The sequence below is a fragment of the Rhodovulum marinum genome (assembly GCF_004343075.1).
Taxonomy (GTDB): domain Bacteria; phylum Pseudomonadota; class Alphaproteobacteria; order Rhodobacterales; family Rhodobacteraceae; genus Rhodovulum; species Rhodovulum marinum.
Map to the genome: position 1 here is coordinate 95,011 of NZ_SLXP01000002.1, position 17,053 is coordinate 112,063.

The window sequence follows — 17,053 nt, forward strand, 5'->3', positions numbered from 1 at the left end:
GCCCGCACCCGGTGCAGGCCGCAACAACAGGGAGAGAGCAGCCGGTGCACCCGGTTCTGACCACCGTGATCCAGCGCCTCGCGCTGGGGCTTCTGACGCTGTTCCTGGTCTCGCTGCTGATCTTCAGCGCGGTCGAATTCCTGCCGGGCGATTTCACCCAGGCCGTGCTGGGCCAGTCCGCGACCGAGGAAACCGTCGCCGCCTTCCGCCGCGAACTCGGCCTCGATCAGCCGGCCTGGGCCCGCTATCTCGACTGGATCGGCGGCGTGGTGCAGGGCGATTTCGGCACGTCCTTCTCGGGCCGCGCCGCCTCGGGCGTCAACCGCTCGCGCGAGGTGGTGGACCTCGTCGCGCCCCGGCTGATGAACACGCTGTTCCTGGCGGGGATGACCGCGCTGGTCGCCGTGCCGCTGGCGCTGTTCCTGGGCATTACCGCGGCGCTCTGGCGCAATTCGCTCTACGATCGGGCGGTGAACGCGGCGACGCTGTCGACCATCTCGATGCCCGAATTCTTCGTGGCCTATATCTTGATCCTGGTCTTCGGCTCGCTGGTCCCGATCTTCCCCTCGCTCGCCAACGTCACGCCGGAAATGCCGCTCGGCGAACGCATCTGGCGCTGTATCCTGCCGTCCGCCACGCTGATGCTGGTGATCGTGGCGCACATGATGCGGATGACGCGGGCGGCCATCATCAACCTGCTGGCCTCCCCCTATATCGAGATGGCCCGGCTCAAGGGGCTGTCCGCGCGCCGGGTGATCCTCTATCACGCGCTGCCCAACGCCTGGGCGCCCATCGTCAACGTGATCGCCTTCAACCTGGCCTATCTCGTCGTGGGCGTCGTCGTGGTCGAGGTGGTGTTCGTCTATCCCGGCATCGGCCAGCTCATGGTCGACGCGGTGACCAGCCGCGACATTCCCGTGGTGCAGGCCTGCGCGCTGATCTTCGCGGGCACCTACATCACGCTGAACCTGATCGCCGACATCCTCTCGATCGTCACCAACCCCAGGCTCTTGCACCCGCGATGACCGACACGCCCGAAACCTATTCGGCCGCGGCCGAAATCGGCGCCCCACGCACCCGGCGCGGCCCCGGCACACGCGCCTGGCTCGCCCTGAAAAAGGCCCCCGTCTCGGCCTGGTTCGGCCTGGTCGTGATCTGCGCCTACGCGCTGGTGGCGATCTTCGCGCCGCTGCTGGCCCCCCATGGCGAGGCGCAGGTCTTCGCCCAGCCCTACGCCCCATGGACGGCCAACCATCCGCTGGGCACCGACCAGATCGGGCGCGATATCCTCTCGCGGCTGATCTACGGCGCGCGCAACACCATCGGCATCGCGCTGACAACCACGTTGCTCGCCTTTCTGATCGGCGGCGGGCTGGCGCTGGTGGCGGCCATCGCGCGCGGCTGGACCGACCAGATCCTGTCCCGCCTCGTCGACGTGCTCATGGCGATCCCGTCGCTGATCTTCGCGCTGATGCTGTTGTCGATCTTCGGCGCCTCGGTGCTGTCGCTCATCGTGATCATCGCGGTTCTGGATTCCACCCGCGTGTTCCGCATCACCCGCGCGGTCGCGATGAACGTGGTCGTGATGGAATATGTCGAGGCCGCGCGGCTCAGGGGCGAGGGCACCTGGTGGATCATGCGCCGCGAGATCCTGCCCAACATCATGCCGCCGCTGGTGGCCGAGTTCGGCCTGCGCTTCTGCTTCGTGTTCCTCACGATCGCCGCGCTCTCCTTCCTCGGCCTCGGCATCCAGCCGCCCACCGCCGACTGGGGCTCGATGGTGCGCGAGAACGCGTCCCTCATCCAGTTCGCGCAATACGACCTCAAGGCGGGGATCACGCCCCTTTTGCCGGCGGCGGCGATCGCGCTGCTGACCGTGGGCGTGAATTTCGTGGTCGACTGGTTCCTGATGCAGACAAGCGGGCTCAAGGATGAACACTGACACCCCGCTTCTGACCATGCGCGGCGTGCGCATCGACGGGTTCGCCGACGAACGCTGGACCCCCATCGTCAAGGGCGTGGACCTGACGCTTCATCGTGGGCAGGTGCTGGGCCTGATCGGCGAATCCGGCGCGGGGAAGTCCACGCTGGGGCTGGCCGCGATGGGCTTTGCGCGCCCCGGCTGCCGCATCTCGGGCGGCGAGATCCTGTTCGACGGCATCGACCTGATGCGCGCGAGCGAGGCCGAGAAACAGGCGCTGCGCGGCGTGCGCATCGCCTATGTCGCGCAATCGGCCGCCGCCGCCTTCAACCCCGCGCATACCCTTCTGGAACAGACCATCGAGGCCCCCGTGCGCCACGGCCTCATGTCCGCGGCCGAGGCCGCCGATTATGCCCGCACGCTTTACGCCGCGATGGACCTGCCCGACCCCGACACCATCGGCGACCGTTACCCGCACCAGGTCTCGGGCGGCCAGCTTCAGCGCGCGATGACCGCCATGGCGATGTGCGCGAAACCCGATCTCATCATCTTCGATGAACCGACCACCGCGCTCGACGTGACCACCCAGGTCAACGTGCTGGCCGCCATGCGCAAGGCGATCAGGGAATTCGGCACGGCCGCCATCTACATCACCCACGACCTCGCCGTGGTCGCCCAGATGGCCGACCGCATCAAGGTCCTGCGCTACGGCGAAGAGGTCGAGGAGGCGCCCACCGAAACCATGCTGGCCGCGCCGAAACACCCCTACACCAAATCGCTCTGGGCGGTGCGCGCGATCCGGAAACCGGGCGAGACCGGCCCCGACAAGGTGCTGGAACTCAACGGCATCACCGCCGCCTACGGCACCATCCCGGTGCTGAGGGATATCAGCCTCGCGGTGCCGCGCGGCAAGACCGTGGCGCTGGTGGGCGAAAGCGGCTCGGGCAAGTCGACCACCGCGCGGGTCATCACCGGCCTTCTGCCCCCCGTCGCGGGCGAGGTGCGGTTCGAGGGCGCGCCGCTTCCCCCGGCGCTCAGGGGCCGCAGCCGCGACCAGCTGCGCCGCATCCAGATGATCTACCAGAGCGCCGACACCGCGATGAACCCGCGCCACACCGTGCACGAGATCATCGGCCGCCCGGTTCAGTTCTACCTGGGCAAGTCGGGGGCCGAGGTCACCGCGCGGGTGTCGCAACTGCTCGACATGATCGAACTCGACGACAGTTTCATGGACCGCCTGCCGGGCGAGCTTTCGGGCGGCCAGAAACAGCGCATCTGCATCGCGCGCGCGCTGGCCGCCGAACCCGACGTCATCATCTGCGACGAGGTCACCTCGGCGCTCGACCAGATCGTGCAGGAAGGCATCCTGAAACTCCTGATGAAGCTGCAGCGCACGCTTGGCCTCAGCTACATCTTCATCACCCATGACATCGACACGGTCCGCGCCATCGCCGACGAGGTGGTGGTGATGTTCCAGGGCGAAGTGGTCGAACAGGGGCTCAAGGAACAGATATTCGCGCCGCCCCACCCCGCCTATACCGAACTTCTGCTGTCCTCGGTGCCGAAGATGGAAACCGGCTGGCTGGAAGACCGGATCGCCGCCCAGGCCCGAACCGCGTCCGGCGGCTGACCCCGCTCAGGCCCGAGCCGCCGCCCGATCCCCGGCGCGCTCCAGGTCCGGCGCGGGTGTGTCGGCCAGCAACCCGCGCAGCTGCGCGCGCGACACCGGCTTGCAGCCCACCGCATCCATCCCCGCCGCCCGGAACCGCGCGACCTCCTCGGGCAGGGCATGCGCGGTCAGCCCGATGATCCGCGCGTGCCGCGACCGCCCGCCCAGCCGGATGCGCCGCGTGGCCTCCACCCCGTCGAGCCGGGGCATCGAGACATCCATCAGGATCGCGTCATAGGCCCCGTGAAACGCCATTTCGACCCCCTCCAGCCCGTCCTCGGCCTCGGTCACCCGGTGGCCCAGCTTTTCCAGCATCGCGCGGGCCACGCGCCGGTTCACCCGGTTGTCCTCGACCAGCAACAGGTTCAACGGGGCCGCCGCGCCCGGCGCGTCCTCCGCCTCGGGCGCCAGCGCCGGGGCGTCGCCCGCCGCCACCGGCAGCGGCAGGCGCAGGGTGAACACGCTGCCCGCGCCGGGGCGGCTGTCCACCGCGATCTCGCCCCCCATCAGCCGCACCAGCCGCGCGGTGATCGCCAGGCCCAGCCCGGTGCCGCCCGCCTCGCGCCCATAGGTCGGATCGCCGGTATAGAACTCGTCGAAGATGCGCACCCGGTCCTCGGCCGGAATGCCCCGCCCGGTATCCTCGACCGCGATCTCGACCCGGTCGCCCGCCCGCGCCGCGCGCACCGTCACCCGCCCGCCCCGCGTGAATTTCAGCGCGTTGCCGACCAGGTTCACCAGCACCTGGCGCAGCCGCGGCGCGTCACCCGTCACCGGCCCCAGACCCGCGCCCGGCTCCAGCACCAGCCGGTTGTCGTTCACCGCCGCCAGCGCCCGGTGCATCGACACGGTTTCCTCCAGCAGCGCGCTCAGGTCGAACCGTTCGGCCCGCGCCGCCGCCTGCCCGGAATCGAGATGCGCCAGGTCCAGCACGTCGTTGACATGGTGCAGTAACAGCCGCCCCGCCGACTCCATGATCGCCAGGTGCTCGCGCTGGACCCGGTCCAGCCCGGTGTCGCGCATCAACTCCATCGTGCCCAACAGCCCGTTCAGCGGCGTGCGCATCTCGTGGCTCATCACCGCCAGCAGGGTCGCCTTGGCCCGTTCGCCCGCCAGCGCCTCGTCGCGCGCCCGCATCAGTTCGGCCTCGGCCGCCTTGCGCGCCGAGATATCGCGCAGGAACGACACCAGGATCACGCCGCTTTCGCTTTCGGCGGTGCTGACCGACACCTCGGCCGGGAACACCTCGCCGTTGCGCCGGCGCGCCTCCATCTCGACCCGGCCCTCGGCGAACCGGCGCAACTGGCCGGTCTCGCGGAACCGCTCCATCCCGGCGCGCAGCGCGGGGCGGGCATGGGCGGGCACGATCATCTCGTCCATCGGCCGGCCCAGGACCTCGTCCCGGCGATAGCCGAAGATCTCTTCGGCGGCGGGGTTGAAATCCAGGATCCGGCCCTCTGTATCGGCCACGATCACCGCGTCGATCGCGCTGCCCACCGTCGCGCACAGCCGCGAGGTGGTCATCTGCAACGCCCGCGTCCGTTCCCCCATGTCGCGGTTCAGCCGCCCCAGGACCCACAGCGCCCCCAACAACAGCACCACCAGCCCCGAGGTCACCGCCGCCAGCCGGCTCAGCAGGTCCACCACCGCGCCGCGCTGGCGGTCGGCCTCGGCCGCCATCAGGTCAACCCCGCCCATCGCCAGCGCCCGGAACGGCCCGGCCAGCCCGCCGATCCGGGCGCGCAGCGCGGGCAGCGCCGCGGCCAGCGCCGCGTCGGGCCCGTCGATCAGCGGGATTGCCCCGTCCAGCACGGCGCGGATATGCGCGGCCTCCGGCTCCAGCCCCGCCTGCGCGATCATCGCCGCGTAGATGCCCCCGCTCGTGGCGATATCGGCGCGGTTGTAAAGGATATCGAACCGGCGCCGCACCTCGTCCAGCGGCAGCCCCTCGTGCTCGGCCCGCAACAGCGCCGAATGCAACTCGACCAGTTCCACCCGCACCGCCGAATAGGTCCATTGCACGTTGTCCGACCGCGCCGTGGCCAGCGCATCGATCCGGCCCATGACATGCAGCGACAGGAACCCGATCACCCCCAGCAGCAGCGCCAGCATGCCCGCCACCGCCGCCATCCGCACCGGGCGCGCGGGCCAGGGCCGGAACGGGCCACCGGTGCAATCCCGGCGGAACGGCGGCGCCGACGGGCCCATCGCCTCAGCGCCCGACATGCAGCCGGTCCAGCTGCCAGATGCTGCGCGAATAGATCACCTCGGACCGATAGGCCGGGTCGCTGTCGAACGGGTAGACCACCCAAAGCGGCCCCCGCTTGCGCCGCGCCATCGGCTGGCCGTTCTCCAGGTAGGCCACGATCGGCCCGCCCGGCACCGCGTCCGATACCGGGATCTCGATGGCGTAATCGTTGATCGCGGTCGCCGTCAGCCGCCCGCCCGCGACCCCCAGCCGCGCCAGCAGCGCCTGCAGCGGAACGCCGGTCAGTTCCAGCTCGCCCTCGGTCCAGATCGTCGTGGTGCGGATCGTGCGCACGGGCAACGCGCGCAGCATCTCCAGGTCGAACTCCGCCGCCGCCCCCGCATTGGCGACCGCGATCTCGCCGGTCACGCTCAGGATCACCGGGCCCGCCGGCACCGGCAGCGGCACAGGCTCGGCCCGCGCGGCGCCCAGCGCGGCCAGCCCAGCCACCAGCCCGGCAAGGGCAAGGCGGGCCAGACCGGCCAGCGGGCGGGCAAGGGGCATCAACGCATCGGGCATCGCTCCGATCCTCCAGTCCAACACGCCCCCGGCCCCCGGACGCCACCGCGCAGGACACGCCCAGGGACCGGCCAAGGATAGCCACTATGTCGCCGCCGGCAGGCCTGGACGTGGCAATTTGGTTAAATCGTTTCCCGGCCGGAAACGTAGACAAGAAAATTAAAATTGTACCAAACCTCTGTTTCGGGATCGCGCGCAAACCGCCCGTCCGGCGGCACGGGGCATCGGCCCGCCCCGCCGAATCGCCTGTCCTGCGCCGTCCGGGCTTGAACCCCTCACCGATCCGGCTAAGCCTTTCCCCAACACGGAGGCCCCGATGACCAATCCCCTGCTCGCAGACCGCACCCTGCCCTTCGACCTGCCCGATTTCGCCGCGCTGTCCGACGACGCCTTCGCGCCCGCCTTCGACACCGCGCTGGCCCAGGCCCGGGCCGAGATCGACGCCATCGCCGCCGACCCCGCGCCCGCCGATTTCGAGAACACGATTCATGCGCTGGAACGCTCGGGCCGGGCGCTCTCCGACGTGCTGTCGGTGTTCTTCCTGCTGGCCTCGGTCGACGCGACGCCGGAACGCGAGGCGCTGCAACGCGCGTTTTCGCCGAAACTCGCCGAGTTCTCCTCCGACGTTACCCTGAACGCCGCCCTCTTCGCCCGGATCGAGGCGCTATGGCAGACCCGTGACACCCTCGACCTAACCCCCGAACAGGCCCGCCTGCTGGAGATCAAGCGCCGCGATTTCGTCCGCGCGGGCGCGGCGCTGGAAGGGGCCGACCGCGACCGGCTGCGCGCGATCAACACGCGCCTTGCGGAACTGGGCACCGCCTTCGCCCAGAACCTCCTGGCCGATGAACGCGACTGGGCGATGCCCCTGCCCCAAGACGCCCTCGCCGCCCTGCCCGGCTTCGTGGCCGACGCCGCCCGCGCCGCCGGTGCCGAACGCGGCGCCGATGGCCCCGTGGTCACGCTGTCCCGCTCGGTCATCGTGCCCTTCCTGCAATTCTCCCCCCACCGTGACTTGCGCCGCCGCGCCTACGAGGCGTGGACCGCGCGCGGCGCCCGGGGCGGGGCCACCGACAACCGCGCCATCGTCGCCGAAACGCTGGCGCTGCGCGCCGAACGCGCCGCACTTCTGGGCTATGACAACTTCGCCGCCTACAAGCTGGAAACCGAGATGGCCAAGACGCCCGCCGCGGTGCGCGAGTTGCTGATGGCCGTCTGGGGCCCTGCCCGCGCCCGCGCCGAGGCCGATGCCGGGCAGCTCGAACAGATGCTGCAAGACGACGGCCATCCCGCCCCCCTCGAACCCTGGGACTGGCATTTCTACGCCGAGAAACGCCGCCGCGCGCTGCACGACCTCGATGAGGCCGAACTGAAACCCTACCTTCAGCTCGACCGGATGATCGAGGCCGCCTTCGACTGCGCGCACCGCCTGTTCGGCCTCGACTTCGCCCCGCTCGACATCCCCCTTCACCACCCCGACGCCCGCGCCTGGGAAGTCACCCGCGACGGCCGCCACATGGGCGTCTTCATCGGCGATTACTTCGCCCGCGCGGGCAAGCGGTCGGGCGCCTGGTGCTCGGCGCTGCGCAGCCAGCAAAAGCTTGCCGGCGAGATCCGGCCCCATGTGCTCAACGTCTGCAACTTCGCCAAACCCGCCGCCGGGCGCCCCGCGCTTTTGTCCTGGGACGACGCGCGAACCCTGTTCCACGAATTCGGCCACGCGCTGCACCAGATGCTCAGCGACGTGACCTACGAAAGCCTCTCGGGCACCTCGGTCGCCCGCGATTTCGTGGAACTGCCCAGCCAGCTTTACGAACACTGGCTCGAGGTGCCCGAGGTCCTGCAGACCTTCGCCACCCATGCCGACACCGGCGAGGCGATGCCCCAGGCGCTGCTGACCCGGCTGATCGAGGCCGCGACCTACGACATGGGCTTCCAGACGGTCGAGTTCATCGCCTCTGCGCTGGTCGATCTCGACTTCCACGACGGCCCGCCCCCCGCCGACCCGATGCAGCGCCAGGCCGAGGTGCTGGAATCGATCGGCATGCCGCGCGCGATCCGCATGCGCCACGCCACGCCCCATTTCGCCCATGTCTTCGCCGGCGGCGGCTATGCCTCGGGCTACTACTCCTACATGTGGTCCGAGGTGATGGACGCCGACGCCTTCGCCGCCTTCGAGGAAACGGGCGACCCGTTCGACCCGGAAACCGCCCGGGCGCTGGAACGGCACGTGCTGTCCACCGGCGGCACCGCCGATCCCGAGGCGCTTTATACCGGCTTCCGCGGCCGCCTGCCCGGCGTCGAGGCGCTGCTGAAAGGGCGCAAGCTGGTCCCCGCGGCCTGAGCCGCGCGGGCCGGCGGCAACGAAATGTGAACCTCTTGCGGCGAGGCTCGCCGGAACCGACTTGCTCTCAGAACGAGGACAGGATGATTCCGACCGGCCGCACCCGCGCGCTTGCCCTGGTCACCGCGCTGGCAACCGCCCCGCCGCCGGCGGCGGCGGAACCGGTCTCGCTCTTGGCGGGCAGCTCGCTTTTCGCCGCGCGCGGCGCGCTGGTGCCCGCCGCCCAGCCCATTCCCCAACCCGCCGCGCCGGCCGACATCGCCCCGGCCGCCTATCCCACGGCCGCCCCGGCCGCCTATCCCGCGGCCGCCCCGGCCGACCCCGCCCCCACGGCACACGGCGCCAGCCTGTTCGCCGGGCGCGCGGGCACCGGCCTGTTCGCCCCACGCGCACCCCGCCCCCCCGCGCCCGAGGCCGCGATGCGCACCAGCCTGCGCGCCGCACTGCACGCCCCGGGCCCCACGGCCGACGCCGCCGCGCGCATCCGCCACCTGATCGCGCGGGCCGAGGCCGGGCGCGACGGCTATGACGCGGTCCAGCACGGCGCACGGGTGCGCCCGGCCAAACCGCCGACCCGGATGACCATCGCCGAAATCTATGCCTGGATCGCCGCCACGCCGGGCCAGCCGCACGCCATCGGCCGCTACCAGTTCATCCCCTCGACGCTGCGCCAGCTGGTGCGCGAGCTGGGGATCGACCTGAACACCGTTTTCTCGCCCGGGATCCAGGACCGTCTCGCCGACCTGCTGCTCGAGGATGCCGGGTTCGCCGAGTTCACCGCCGGGCGGATCACCCGCACCCGCTTCATGAACAACCTCGCCCAGATCTGGGCCGGGCTGCCCACCTCCAGCGGCAAGTCGCATTACCACGGCTTCGCCGGAAACCGCGCCACCATGACCTGGGCCCGCTTCGACGCCGAGATGGCGCAGATCTTCCCCGGCTAGGGTGCGTCCGGCCGGGGCCGGACCAAAGGGGGGCGCTGCCCCCCGTCCTTCGGACTCCCCCCTGGATATTTGTGGCCAGAAGAAGACACAGGGTTCTTCTTCTTGGTACAAGTACACTGGGGGGTCTGGGGGGCAAAGCCCCCCAGCCGGTCGCCTTGGCGCAGCCAAGGCGAAACCCGAAGGGCGATGGGCGCGCGATTGCCCGCCATGCGCCTAGCCGCCCCTGACGATGCCCGCGTCGAACAGCCGGGCGATCTCGCCCTCCGGGAGCCCGGCCACGTCGGCCAGGATTTCCTCGGTATGTTGGCCCAGCGCTGGGGCGGGCGCGGGCGCCTCTCGCGGCGCGGCCGAAAAGCCGAAGGGCGAGCCCGGCACCGGGTAGCGGCCGATCCCCGGCTGGTCCAGATCCGTGAACAACGCCGCCTCGCCCGGCGCGAAATCGGGATCCTCGCGCAGCGCGCGGGCAAAGCTGCGGAAGGTCGACCAGGTGACGCCCGCCGCCTCGAAGGCGTCGGCGAACTCGGCCACCCGGCGCGCGGCGAACCACGGCGCCAGCACCGCGCTGATCCGCGCCCGGTGCAGCCAGCGCTGGCCTTCCTCGGCCAGGCTCACGCCGAGTTCCGCCTCCAGCGCGGCCATCGCCTCGGCCGTGCCCGTGACCTTGACGAGATTGTGCCACTGCCGCTCGGTCAGGCCGATCACCATCACCCGCTCGCCGTCGGCGCAAAGGAAATCCTGCCCGTAGGCGCCGTAAAGGGCGTTGCCGCCCTTGGGCCGGTCGACCCCGTTCACCGCGACCTCGCCGATGATCCCGAGATTGCCCAGCATCGCCGCGGCCACGTCCTTCAGCGCGATCTCGACCAGCTGGCCCCGACTGGTGCGCAGCCGGTGGCGCTCGGCCGCCAACAGGCCCGTCACCGCCATGTTCCCCGCGATGCAGTCCCAGGCGGGCAGGACATGGGCCACCGGATCGGTGCTGCCCTCGGGGCCGGTGGCGTCGGGAAAGCCCACCGAGGGGTTCACCGTGTAATCCACCGCCGGCCGCCCGTGCCGGTCGCCCAACAGCGAGACCATCACCAGGTCCGCCCGCCGCGCCGACAGCGTCGGGTAGTCGAGGAACCCGCGCACCGCGAGGTTGGTCAGGAACAGCCCCGCGTCGTCGCCCGGCGCGCAGATGATCTCGGTGATGATCTCGCGGCCCCTCGGGTGCTTCATGTCGATGGCGATCGAGCGTTTGCCCTTGTTCAGCCCCGCCCAGAACAGGCTGCGTCCGTCCTTCGTCACCGGCCAGCGCGTGGCGTCCAGCCCGCCCTCCAGCCGGTCGAACCGGATCACGTCCGCGCCCATCTGCGCCAGCGTCATCCCCGCCAGCGGGATCGCCACGAAGGCCGAGCCCTCGACCACCCGCATGCCCTTCAGGATGCCCATCACGCCAGCTCCAGCCGGGCCTGCAGGCATTGATGCCCTGATCCCGCCGCCCCGGTGCACAGCTCCAGCGCGCCGTCCTCGCCCCGCGTGCCCGTCAGCGTCATGTCCTCGTCGGCGAACATCGGGTGCACGCCCCGGAACCGGAAGGCGCGGGGCGTGCCGCCCGCGTGGCGCAGCGCGGCCTCCATCACCAGCGTGGCCTGCATCGGCCCATGCACCACCAGCGCGGGGTATTTCTCGATCTCGCGCGCATAGGGCAGGTCGTAATGGATGCGATGCGCGTTGTAGGTCGCCGCCGAATAGCGGAACAGCCGCGCCTCGTTCACCGGCACCGTCTCGGTGAAATCGGCGCCCCCGGGCACGGGGATCTTCTTCGGCGGGGTAAACCGCTCGGGGATGTCGAGATAGACGATGTCCTGTTCCTCGTCGATCCAACCGCCATGCGCGCCCTCGATGCGATGGCCCACGCGGACAAAGACCATCGGCCCCGTCGCCCCGCGCTTTTCGTCCACTGCCAGGATTTCCGAGCGTTTGCGCAGCGCCTCGCCGATGGCAAATCCCCCCTCGAACCGCAGCCGCCCGCCGGCCCACATCCGCCGCGAATAGGGCAAGGGCGGCAGAAAGCCGCCCAGCCGCGGGTGCCCATCCGTTCCCAACTCGCCCAGCGGCACGAATTCGGGAAACGCCGCCCAGTGCCACAGCGTGGGCATCGGCGCCCCGGGCGCAAGCGCCGGCACCGGCGCGGCCGGATGGCCCAGCGCGCCCGCCAACATGCCGGCCAGGTTCGGCGTCAGGCACCCCTCGCGGGTCTCGACCCGCCCGATCCAGTCCCGCCCGTCGACATTCGCAATGGCTTCCATGCCCCCTCCCTTGTTCGGCGCCGCGGCCGCCCGGCCCGCAGCCTTGGCAGCCTAGTCCGCCGCCCCGACCCTGTGCAAGATTGTTGCGCACGGCCCCGCCCGGCCGCGACGCCACCGCGCAGCCCCGTGCTTTTTCTTGGCCGAAATACTCCGGGGGGTCGCGGGGGGCAGCGCCCCCCGCGCGGGTCGCCCCGGCGTCAGCCGGGGCGAAACCCGAAATCCGGCTCAGCGCTGGCGCGTTTCCCATTCCGGGTGGATCCAGACCGGCGTCTCTTCACGCGGCAGGGCCGCGCGGCCCAGGATGTGGTCGCTCGCCTTCTCGGCCAGCATGATCGTGGGCGCGTTCAGGTTGCCGTTGGGGATGCGCGGGAACACCGCGCTGTCGGCCACCCGCAGCCCCTCGACCCCGATCACCCGCGTCTCGGGGTCGACCACCGCGCCTGGATCGTCCGCCGCCCCCATCCGGCAGGTGCCGCAGGGGTGATAGGCGCTTTCGACATGCTGGCGGACGTAATCGTCGATCTCGTCGTCGCTCTGCACCCCCGCCCCCGGCGCGATCTCGTGGCGGGTGAAGGGGCGGAACGCCTCCTGGGCAAAGATCTCGCGGGTCAGCCGGATGCAGGTGCGGAAGTCGCGCCAGTCCTGCTCCGTCGACATGTAGTTGAACCGGATGCGCGGCGGCTCGGCCGGGTCGCAACCGGCCAGCGTGACCTGCCCGCGCGAGGGGCTGCGCATCGGCCCCACATGGGCCTGGAACCCGTGCCCCTCGGCCGCGGCCTGCCCGTCATAGCGCACCGCGATGGGCAGGAAATGGTACTGGATATCGGGGTAATCCACGCCCGCGCGCGACCGGATGAAGGCCGCGCTTTCGAAATTGTTCGACGCCCCCGGCCCCTGCCGGGTGAACAGCCACCGCGCGCCGACCAGCGCCTTGCCGAACAGGTTCCAATAACGATAAAGCGTCACCGGCTGGCTGGCGGCCATCTGGATATACAGCTCCAGGTGGTCCTGCAGGTTCGCGCCCACGCCGGGCCGGTCGGCGATCACCTCGATGCCATGCTGGGCCAGGTCCGCCCCCGGCCCGATCCCCGACAGCATCAGCAGTTTCGGCGAGTTGATCGCCGAGGCCGCGACGATCACCTCGCGCGCGGCGCGGATCACCTCGATGCGCCCGCCGCGCTCGATCTCGACGCCCACCGCGCGGCGCCCCTCGAAAACCACGCGCCGCGCCAGCCCGCGCACCAGCCCGCAATTCGCCCGTTTCAACGCCGGTTTCAGATAGGCATTCGCCGCCGACCAGCGCCGCCCGCGCCAGACGGTCTGCTCCATCGGGCCAAAGCCCTCTTGCTGCGCGCCGTTATAGTCGTCGGTCAGCTGATAGCCCGCCTGCCGCCCCGCCTCGACAAAGGCGTGGTACAGCGGGTTGGCCCGCGGCCCCCGCGTGACATGCAGCGGCCCCGACCGGCCGCGCCAGGCCGCGTCCCCGCCATGCCCGCCGGAATGCCAATGCTCCATCCGCTTGAAATAGGGCAGCACGTCGGCATAGGCCCAGCCCGCCGCGCCCGCCTGCGCCCAGTGGTCGAAGTCGCGCGCGTGCCCCCGGACATAGACCATGCCGTTGATACTGGACGACCCCCCGATCACCTTGCCCCGCGGACAGGCCAGCCGCCGCCCGCCCAGGTGCGGCTCGGGCTCGGTGCGATAGCCCCAGTCGTAACGCGCCATGTTCATCGGATAGCTCAGCGCGCCGGGCATCTGGATCAGCGGCCCGGCATCCGTCCCGCCATACTCGATCACCAGCACCCGCGCCCCGCCCTCGGACAGCCGGTTGGCCAGCACGCAGCCCGCGGACCCCGCGCCCACGATGACGAAATCGGCCTCCATGCGATGCCCCCTCAGAACGGCGCCTCGACACGGCCCATGCGGACATAGACCGATTTCAGCTGCGAATAATGCGCGATGGCGGCGGCCGCGTTCTCGCGCCCCACGCCCGACATCTTGACGCCCCCGAAGGGCACCTCGACCGGCGCATCGTTGTAGGAATTGACGAAACACGTCCCCGCCTGCAGCCGCGCCACCACCCGGTGCGCGCGGGAAATGTCGCGGGTGAATACCCCCGCCGACAGGCCGTATTCCGTGGCGTTCGCCCGCGCGATGGCCTCCTCCTCGTCCTCGAAGTCGAGGACGCACATCACCGGGCCGAAGATTTCCTCGCGCGCGATGGTCATCGCGTCGGTCACGTCGGCAAAGACGGTCGGTTCCACCCAGAATCCCGGGCCCTCGGGCAGGCCGCCGCCCGCCACCAGCCGCGCGCCCTCGGCGATGCCTTTCTCGATATAGCCCCTGACGATGTCGCGCTGCGCGGCACTCGCCATCGGGCCGATATTGGTGGCCTCGTCCAGCGGGTCGCCCATCCGCGCGCCGGCCAGCCGCGCGGTCAGCCGGGCCAGGAACGCCTCCTTGATGCCCTTCTGCACGAAAACCCGCGTGCCGTTCGAACAGACCTGCCCGGTGGAGTAGAAATTCCCCAGGATCGCGCCCCCCACCGCGTCGTCCAGGTCGGCATCGTCAAAGATCAGCAAGGGCGACTTGCCGCCCAGTTCCATGGTGACATGCTTCATCCCCTCGGCCGCCGCGGCATAGACGCGGCGCCCCGTGGGCACCGAGCCGGTCAGCGACACCTTGGCCACCCGCGGGTCCGCGACCAGCGCACCGCCCACGGTACCCGCCCCCTGCACCACGTTGAACAGGCCCGCGGGCGCCCCCGCCTCGACCAGGATTTCCGCGATCTTCAGCGCGCAAAGCGGCGTCACCTCGGACGGCTTGAACACCATCGCGTTGCCGCAGGCCAGGGCCGGCGCCCCCTTCCAGCAGGCGATCTGCGTGGGATAGTTCCACGCCCCGATGCCCACGCAGACCCCCAGCGGTTCGCGGATCGTATAGGCCCAGTCCGCGCCCAGCGGGATATGCTGGCCGGTCAGCGTGGCGGCCATGCCCCCGAAATATTCCAGCGCGTCCGCCCCGCTGGTCGCATCTGCCACCAGCGTTTCCTGCAACGGCTTGCCGGTATCCAGCGTCTCCAGCCGCGACAATTCCCGGTTGCGCGCGCGGATGATGTCGGCCGCCCGGCGCAGCACCCGGCCCCGCTCGGTCCCCGAGCGTTGCGCCCACTCGGCCTGCGCCGCCACGGCACCCGCCAGCGCCGCCTCGATCACCGCCGGGGTGGCGGCGTGGACGGTCGCGATCACCGCGCCGGTGGCAGGGTAGATCACCGGGATCGGCGCGCCCGCGGTATCCTCCAGGTAGGCGCCGTTGACGAAATGGCTGGCGGTGGGCTGGGCGTCATGGGTCATCGCTGGGATCCTTTCTCGGGGCGGCTCAGTTCGAGGTCGAGATAGGCCAGGACATGGGCCGCCGCGCCCGCCCCGTCGGGCGGCGCCTCGCCCAGCCCCTCGTTCAGGTAGGCCCCGTCGATCAGGAAGGCGACGCGATCCGCCACGCCCGCCGCCCGCGCGCCCACCAGGGGCCGCAGGTCATGGCGCAGGTTCGACCGCAGCCGCCGGCGATAGATCTCCAGCAGGCGCCGCGCCACCGGGTGGGCATGAGCCAGCGCATAGAAATTCATCCAGGCGCTGATCGTGCCGCGCTGGAAATGGCCGGGCGCGAAACTTTGCGCGACGATCGCGCGCAACCGCGCCCGCGGGCCGTCCGCCGCGGCCAGGGCCTGCACCACGTCGGCACGGTACCGGGCCAGCGTGTGGCGCATCGCGGTCAGGAACATCTGTTCCTTGGACCCCAGGTAATGATGCGCCAGCGCGCTGGACACGCCCGCCCGGCGCGCGATGCGCGCCACCGGCACGTCCAGCGTGCCCGCCTCGCCGATCTCGGCGATGATGGCGTTGATAAGCGCCTCGCGCCTGATAGGCTCCATTCCGACCTTGGGCATGGGTCCGCCTCTTGGGGTTGCCCCGGGAGGATAAATTTGTTTTTGATTGATCAGTCAATCTAAAAAAACGGGGAGGAAGCGATGCGCTTCACAACGACTTTGGCCGCCGGGATTCTTGCACTGGCGGCAACGCCCGCCCTGGCCGACTGCGACACGGTGGTGTTCTCGGACGTGGGCTGGACCGACATCACCGCGACCACCGCCGCCACCACCGCCGTTCTCGAGGCGCTGGGCTATGACACCGACACCAAGCTGCTGGCGGTGCCGGTGACCTACAATTCGCTGGCCGCAGGCGATATCGACGTGTTCCTGGGCAACTGGATGCCCACGATGGAGGGCGACATCGCCCCCTATCGCGAGGCCGGCACCGTCGACACGGTGCGCGCCAACCTGACGGGGGCGAAATACACGCTGGCCGTCAACAAGGCCGCGGCAGACCTCGGCATCGCCGATTTCGCCGACATCGCCGCCCATCGCGACGCGCTGGACGCCAAGATCTACGGCATCGAGCCGGGCAATGACGGCAACCGCCTGATCCTCGACATGATCGCGCAGGACGCCTTCGGGCTGACGGGCTTCGACGTGGTGGAAAGCTCGGAACAGGGGATGCTGGCGCAGGTCGCCCGCGCCGACCGGCGGGGCGAGCCGGTGGTGTTCCTCGGCTGGGAACCGCACCCGATGAATGCCAATTTCGACATGACCTACCTCACCGGCGGCGACGATTTCTTCGGCCCCGATTTCGGCGGCGCGACGGTCTATACCAACACGCGCGCGGGCTATGTCGCGGACTGCCCGAATGTCGGCAAGCTTCTGACCAACCTGGAATTCTCGCTGGCCATGGAAAACGAGATCATGGCCGCGATCCTGGATGACGGGCAGGACGCGCGCGCCGCGGCCGAGGCCTGGCTGACCGCCCATCCGCAGGTGCTGGACGGCTGGCTGGACGGCGTGACCACCCGCGATGGCGGCGACGCGCTGGCGGCGGTCAAGGCGGCGCTGGGACTTTAAGGCACGGCACAAGGCGGGCGGCGGGCACGGCCACCCCGGCCCCGCGCCGCCCGCATCGCCGCAGGGGCGAAACCGCCCCGCGACACCGGGGCGCGAAAGGCGCTAGGATCGGCCATCGGGGCGGCCCGCGCGCGGCCCGGGCCAGGGCGCGCGCGCCCACGCAACC

At 70.6% G+C, this 17,053-nt stretch carries 13 protein-coding genes; 6 read left to right on the top strand and 7 right to left on the bottom strand.

The genetic code is table 11. The features are described 5' to 3' along the window. Positions 1-44 precede the first annotated feature (44 nt). Genes EV662_RS03580 through EV662_RS03590 form a run of 3 tightly spaced genes read left to right on the top strand, consistent with a single transcriptional unit; the run spans position 45 to position 3,551 of the window. Positions 45-1,025 carry an ABC transporter permease gene (locus EV662_RS03580; protein WP_132460777.1) on the top strand — a complete coding sequence of 327 codons (981 nt, stop codon included), beginning with the start codon at positions 45-47 and terminating at the stop codon, positions 1,023-1,025. After that, the gene (locus tag EV662_RS03585; protein WP_132460778.1) at positions 1,022-1,942 is read left to right on the top strand and encodes an ABC transporter permease; all 921 of its coding nucleotides are present in this window, start codon (positions 1,022-1,024) and stop codon (positions 1,940-1,942) included. The genes EV662_RS03580 and EV662_RS03585 overlap by 4 nt, the downstream gene beginning before the upstream one ends. Further along, positions 1,932-3,551, top strand: a complete 1,620-nt coding sequence (locus EV662_RS03590; RefSeq protein ID WP_132460779.1) for an ABC transporter ATP-binding protein — start codon at positions 1,932-1,934, stop codon at positions 3,549-3,551. Before EV662_RS03585 ends, EV662_RS03590 begins: the two co-directional genes overlap by 11 nt. A gap of 6 nt (positions 3,552-3,557) precedes the next feature. On the opposite strand, the gene EV662_RS03595 is transcribed toward EV662_RS03590, so the two are convergent. Together EV662_RS03595 and EV662_RS03600 are read right to left on the bottom strand one after the other, a co-directional pair. Beyond that, the gene (locus EV662_RS03595; RefSeq protein ID WP_132460780.1) at positions 3,558-5,816 is read right to left on the bottom strand and encodes a PAS domain-containing hybrid sensor histidine kinase/response regulator; all 2,259 of its coding nucleotides are present in this window, start codon (positions 5,814-5,816) and stop codon (positions 3,558-3,560) included. Beyond that, the gene (locus EV662_RS03600; RefSeq protein WP_243695759.1) at positions 5,803-6,357 is read right to left on the bottom strand and encodes a putative pterin-binding protein; all 555 of its coding nucleotides are present in this window, start codon (positions 6,355-6,357) and stop codon (positions 5,803-5,805) included. The genes EV662_RS03595 and EV662_RS03600 overlap by 14 nt, the downstream gene beginning before the upstream one ends. A 316-nt stretch (positions 6,358-6,673) precedes the next feature. On the opposite strand from EV662_RS03600, the gene EV662_RS03605 reads away from it, so the two are divergent. Both EV662_RS03605 and EV662_RS03610 read left to right on the top strand, forming a co-directional pair. Next, positions 6,674-8,701 (top strand): M3 family metallopeptidase, encoded by a 2,028-nt coding sequence (locus tag EV662_RS03605; protein WP_132460781.1) that lies wholly within the window; start codon positions 6,674-6,676, stop codon positions 8,699-8,701. An 83-nt stretch (positions 8,702-8,784) separates the two neighbouring features. Further along, entirely contained in the window at positions 8,785-9,645 is an 861-nt protein-coding gene (locus tag EV662_RS03610; RefSeq protein WP_243695760.1) for a lysozyme family protein, read from the top strand. Between the two features lie 213 nt (positions 9,646-9,858). Here the strand turns inward: EV662_RS03610 and EV662_RS03615 are convergent, their stop codons facing one another. From EV662_RS03615 to betI, 5 genes are all read right to left on the bottom strand, one after another. Continuing rightward, positions 9,859-11,076: a CoA transferase gene (locus tag EV662_RS03615; protein WP_132460782.1), complete on the bottom strand. Its 1,218-nt coding sequence runs from the start codon at positions 11,074-11,076 to the stop codon at positions 9,859-9,861. Next, complete coding sequence (locus tag EV662_RS03620; RefSeq protein WP_132460783.1) at positions 11,073-11,933, bottom strand: HTD2 family dehydratase; 861 nt, start codon at positions 11,931-11,933, stop codon at positions 11,073-11,075. The genes EV662_RS03615 and EV662_RS03620 overlap by 4 nt, the downstream gene beginning before the upstream one ends. A 225-nt stretch (positions 11,934-12,158) precedes the next feature. Beyond that, positions 12,159-13,817 (bottom strand): choline dehydrogenase, encoded by a 1,659-nt coding sequence (betA, locus tag EV662_RS03625; RefSeq protein ID WP_132460784.1) that lies wholly within the window; start codon positions 13,815-13,817, stop codon positions 12,159-12,161. 11 nt (positions 13,818-13,828) lie between these two features. Beyond that, complete coding sequence (betB, locus tag EV662_RS03630) at positions 13,829-15,286, bottom strand: betaine-aldehyde dehydrogenase (protein WP_132460785.1); 1,458 nt, start codon at positions 15,284-15,286, stop codon at positions 13,829-13,831. Then, positions 15,283-15,879, bottom strand: a complete 597-nt coding sequence (gene betI, locus EV662_RS03635) for a transcriptional regulator BetI (RefSeq protein WP_132460786.1) — start codon at positions 15,877-15,879, stop codon at positions 15,283-15,285. Before betI ends, betB begins: the two co-directional genes overlap by 4 nt. An 81-nt stretch (positions 15,880-15,960) precedes the next feature. Between betI and EV662_RS03640 the strand changes: the two genes are divergently transcribed. Then, positions 15,961-16,887, top strand: a complete 927-nt coding sequence (locus tag EV662_RS03640; protein ID WP_132460787.1) for a choline ABC transporter substrate-binding protein — start codon at positions 15,961-15,963, stop codon at positions 16,885-16,887. Positions 16,888-17,053 lie beyond the last annotated feature (166 nt).